The organism is Mycobacterium sp. (assembly GCF_032159565.1).
Lineage (GTDB): Bacteria > Actinomycetota > Actinomycetes > Mycobacteriales > Mycobacteriaceae > Mycobacterium.
This window is the reverse complement of the sequence record NZ_JAVHWR010000123.1, coordinates 1-3,880: the sequence shown is the minus strand read 5'-3', so window position 1 is coordinate 3,880 and position 3,880 is coordinate 1. Positions and strand designations below refer to the sequence as shown.

4 protein-coding genes are annotated in these 3,880 nt (G+C 64.0%); 3 read left to right on the top strand and 1 reads right to left on the bottom strand.

From position 1 onward, the window contains the following. Positions 1-95: 95 nt before the first annotated feature. The gene (locus QOC76_RS15255) at positions 96-1,895 is read right to left on the bottom strand and encodes an acyl-CoA dehydrogenase C-terminal domain-containing protein (RefSeq protein ID WP_526357719.1); all 1,800 of its coding nucleotides are present in this window, start codon (positions 1,893-1,895) and stop codon (positions 96-98) included. A 752-nt stretch (positions 1,896-2,647) separates the two neighbouring features. Here QOC76_RS15255 and QOC76_RS15250 point away from each other — a divergent pair. The 3 genes from QOC76_RS15250 to QOC76_RS15240 form a co-directional block, all read left to right on the top strand. Then, positions 2,648-2,884, top strand: a complete 237-nt coding sequence (locus QOC76_RS15250) for an ANTAR domain-containing protein (protein WP_526357717.1) — start codon at positions 2,648-2,650, stop codon at positions 2,882-2,884. 32 nt (positions 2,885-2,916) lie between these two features. Beyond that, positions 2,917-3,576 carry a L,D-transpeptidase family protein gene (locus tag QOC76_RS15245; RefSeq protein ID WP_526357715.1) on the top strand — a complete coding sequence of 220 codons (660 nt, stop codon included), beginning with the start codon at positions 2,917-2,919 and terminating at the stop codon, positions 3,574-3,576. A gap of 196 nt (positions 3,577-3,772) precedes the next feature. Then, on the top strand, positions 3,773-3,880 hold a 108-nt coding region (locus QOC76_RS15240), incomplete at its 3' end, for a hypothetical protein (protein ID WP_526357721.1).

Below are 3,880 nucleotides of genomic sequence, written 5' to 3'. Positions count from 1 at the left end.
TGTGCGCACAAGCCGCGCAACCAGCGATATAGAGGTATTGCGCATTCTGCTCACCAGCGCAGGGCAATGCGGCGGGTGGAATCGACGCGACTAGGTCAGCCGAACCAAGCGTCCTGCATCTCCAACGTGGTGCGGTCCAGCGACTGCAGAAGGTCCAGTTGTGGTGTCGTTTTCGGCAGTTCGTAGCGGAAGAAATAGCGCGCTGCGTGCCGCTTGCCATCGTAGAAATCGCCCTCGCGGCCGTGCGCCGCCACCACCTGCTGCAGCCACATCCACGCGACGACGATGTGTCCGAACGCCTCGAGATAGATGACGCTGTTGGCCAGAGCGGCCTCAACGTCACCCGAGCCGAACATCGCGGTGGTGACCGTGATCAGGCGCTGCCACGTCGCGTCGAGCTGGGCCGCCTGTTCGGCAGGCTCGCCCTTGAGCGCGGCGGCCTCGGCCACGCTCCGGCCAATCGCGTCACCGAGAGCCGCGAGCCCTGCACCGCCGCGCATGGTTACCTTTCGGCCCAACAGGTCGAGGCTCTGGATGCCGTGCGTGCCCTCGTGGATCGGGTTGAGCCGGTTATCGCGATAGTGCTGTTCGACGTCGTACTCCCGGGTGTAGCCGTATCCGCCGTGAACCTGGATGGCGAGGCTGTTGGCCTCCAGGCACCACTGCGACGGCCAACTCTTGCCGACGGGTGTGAGCATGTCCAGTAACAGCGTGGCATGATCGCGCTCGTTGTCGGACTCGGCGCTGTGCTGCAGGTCGACAAGCTTGGCGCAGTACAACAGTAGCGCCATGCCGCCTTCGACATATGCCTTCTGCGCCAACAGCATTCGTTTTATATCGGCGTGCTCGATAATCGGTATTTGCGGAGCCGTCGGATCCTTGGCCGTTACCGGACGGCCCTGTGGGCGCTCGCGGGCGTACGCCACCGATTTCAGATAGCCCGTGTAACCCAATGCCACCGCGCCCATCCCGACACCCAAGCGCGCCTCGTTCATCATCGTGAACATGTAGGCGATGCCGCGGTGCTGCTCGCCGACCAGATATCCGACGGCGCCGGGCTTTCCGTCGGGACTGTAGGTGCCGTCGCCGAAGCTGAGAACCGTGTTGGTGATGCCCCGCTGGCCCATTTTGTGATTCAGGCCGGCCAGCACCACGTCATTGCGCTCGCCGATCGAGCCGTCGGTGTTGACGAGGTACTTCGGCACGATGAACAGCGAAATGCCCTTGGTGCCCGGCGGAGCTCCGGGGATCTTCGCGAGCACGAGGTTGACGATGTTGTCGGTCAGCTCGTGTTCGGCTCCGGAGATCCACATCTTCGATCCGAACAGCCGGTAGGTTCCGTCGTCTTGGGGCTCGGCGCGGGTCAGGATATCGGCCAGCGACGAGCCCGCCTGAGTCTCCGACAGCGCCATCGTGCCGGAGAACCGGCCGGTCAGCATCGGCTGCAGAAACACATCGATCAGCTCCGGCGCGCCGAACCGGGCCAGCAGGTTGGCATTGGCCATGGTGAGCATCAGGTAGCCGGTGGTGCTCACGTTGGCCGCCGAGAACCATGCGAAGCCGGCCTGGGCCACGGTGGCGGGCAACTGCGCGCCGCCCAGCCGCTGATCCATCGACATTGCGAGCAGATCGGCTTGGGCGAAGGCGTCCCACGCCTCCTTCACCTCGGGAATGATCGTGACCTTCTCGCCGTCGAAGGTCGGCTCGTTGGCGTCGCTGGTCTTGTTGTGCGTCGCGAAGTAGCGTGCCGCGAGTTGCTCGCACAGGTCCAGTACTGCGTCGAACGTCTCTCGCGAGTGCTCTGCGAAGCGCTCCCGGTTCGTCAACTCGTGCACGCGTAACCACTCGAACAGCAGAAAATCCAAGTCGCGCCGCGACAGCAACACCGATTTCATAACCGTCCTCTGCTCATCACAGACGGGGACATTCGCTATGACTCTGCCGCATCGACCTAGCAGTCCGCCATTGCGCGCCCCAGCGCTTCGCGGAGCAGTTCAGTGAGGGATTGCCGGCGCTCGCTTGTCAGCGAGAACATTTGAGGTCGTGTCAGATCGCAGGGCTCCTTGTCCTGGTTCCTCATGTCGTATACCGAGCCACTTGGTGTGACGACCGCGCTTGCTCCGATGTCCCAACCGACCGTTGTGTGTAAGCGCGACGCCCGGTAGCGGTTCTCGGCCGGAAATCCTTTCAACACCTGGGAAGGGCTGACGCCGCGGCCGGATTCCCAGTCGATTCATGCCGTCGATGAAATCGCTGAGAGCACGCGCCTGCTCGGTTAATTGGGCCCGCTGACGCTGAAGCGATTGCACTTCGGCGTATCGCTGCGCCGCAGCCTCCTTCAACGCCTCTTCCCACACGCCCATCGTCGCTTCCCATCCATGCTTCTAGTACGACCCTGACGCGGGATTACCACTGCCGGAGCCGTCTGAATCGGACCGGAATGTGGATGTAATGGCCACGGTGCCGTCGCAGGGCGGTCACGGCTGCATACCGATGCGCTCCTGGCTCTGGTTCCAACCGTCGGCTGGCACAAAATGGACTCTTGGTCAGCTGCCGATGTCGCGCATCGGGCGGTCGTCAAGCAGATAGGAAAGATGTGTCAGCACAGTGGCCTTCTCAGATCTCACCCGACCCGCAGGGCGGGCGGATGCTCGACACCGCGTTGGGAATATTGATGGGGCTTCGGCGGTGTCGTTCGGATGCAGCGTTTCAAGAGCTGCTCATCGCCGCGCAGCGGCATCGGGTCCCCATCGCCGCGATGGCGTGGGGCCTGGTTCATCTGACCTGCGGCGGCGACAGATCACAGGATGTCGATGCCGCGCAATCGGCAGCGCATCATGAATGGGGCCGGTTGCTTGCCCAGCCCGTGGTGCTGCCCTGCTGAGAGCCGCCCGCGCATCGAAACTATCGACGTTGGTGGCGGCACAACTCGGGTGCGCGCTGTTGAGCCTGCCGCTCGCCGTGCCCGCGGCGGCGGACCCTGCAACTTCCTCCGCCGGCCAGCCCGCGCAGTGGATCGTCGTGGGCGTGCCGACCGCAAACGCGACTACAGGAACCCTCACCGCCTTTCAGCGGGTCGGTCAAGGATGGAAGCCCGTACTGGGACCGACGGCCGCCGAGGTAGGCGAGCTCGGCGTGGGCGCCCCCGCTGATGGTGTCCACCGGACTCCGGTGGGAACGTTCGCGTTCGACCAAGCCTTCGGTCGCCAACCCGACCCGGGCACCAAAATGCCCTACTTCCAGGCCACTGCGGAAGACTGGTGGGACGAGGAGGCCGACTCACCGACTTACAACACGCACGTGCGCGGATCCGGCAGTCCCTCATCAATCGCGGAAAACCTCCACGACTCCGGTCCCGTCTACGACTACGCCGTCAACATCGCGGTAAACCCACAACGCATCCCGGGGCGGGTGTCGGGGATTTTCCTCCACGTGACCGATGGCAGTCCCACCTGGGGGTGTGTGGCTATCGGCCGCGAAGAGATGCGTTCCGTGCTGAACTGGCTTGACCCTTCCGCCTCCCCACGAATCACCATCGGCGTCGGTACCCCATCGCTGGCCGCGTCGGGGTCGTGACCCGGCTCCCGGCGACACGATCAACGCGCCCTCCGCGTCGAGCAACTCACGGAGACACCGACCGCTCCATCGGTTGACGCCGGACATGAAATCCATCTTCCTCCGGCAAGTTTTTGGAATGCTGTATCAGTAGGCCGGCCGCGAACGCTGGGCAGGCTCAGCGTGGCCGCGGGGCAAGGTCTTAGGAGGCCCGTCAATGATCGCGACCAGGAGCCTTCGCGACTGGGTGCCGGGGGTCGAACAATTCCGTGGTTATGAACGCGGGTGGCTTCGAGGAGATGTCATCGCGGGCCTCACGGTGACG

Coding starts and splice junctions, on each gene's coding strand:
- QOC76_RS15255 (WP_526357719.1), bottom strand. CDS start 1,895: ATGAAATCGGTGTTGCTGTCGCGGCGCGACTTGGATTTTCTGCTGTTC.
- QOC76_RS15250 (WP_526357717.1), top strand. CDS start 2,648: ATGCTCGACACCGCGTTGGGAATATTGATGGGGCTTCGGCGGTGTCGT.